This window comes from Allomuricauda sp. TY007 (assembly GCF_010468565.1).
GTDB lineage: Bacteria > Bacteroidota > Bacteroidia > Flavobacteriales > Flavobacteriaceae > Flagellimonas.
Window position 1 is genome coordinate 1 of the sequence record NZ_WUEG01000059.1, and the last position, 511, is coordinate 511.

The 511-nt window shown below is 58.9% G+C and carries 1 protein-coding gene; it reads right to left on the bottom strand.

The window, feature by feature from the left end; genetic code table 11:
• Positions 1-511, bottom strand: a 511-nt coding sequence (locus tag GO009_RS17420) for a PKD domain-containing protein (RefSeq protein WP_163627975.1), incomplete at both ends; no start/stop codon positions are given.

Sequence of the window (511 nt, forward strand, 5' to 3'; positions counted from 1 at the left end):
AGGGACTGTCCGCCGGACGGCCCAAGGTCGATCTGCTGGCCATCCACCAAGTTGAACAGGTCCGTGTCCGTTGAGGCATCCACCAAGGTAAGGCCCACAACGCCTTCGGTAAGGGGCCCCGATACATTTATGGCCACAAAATCCGTGTCCGTCTGACCATCGCCATCGGTCACCGTCAGCACCGCATCGTAACTGCCCGCTGCCGTATAGGTATGGACGGGATCCGCCTCGTTGGAGGGCGCACTGCCGTCCCCGAAGTCCCACTCGTAGGAGATTATGCCCACATCGTCCGTGGAATTGCTTCCCGTAAACTGTATTTCCAAGGGAGCGTCCCCGCTTACTTGGTCCGCTTCGGCAAAAGAAATAGGGGGATCGCTCTGCACCGTATTTGCGATTATGGTTATGGTGTCCGTGTCCGTCTGACCATCGCCATCGGTCACCGTCAGCATCGCATCATAACTGCCCGCTGCCGTATAGGTATGGACGGGGTCCGCCTCGTTGGAGGGCGCAC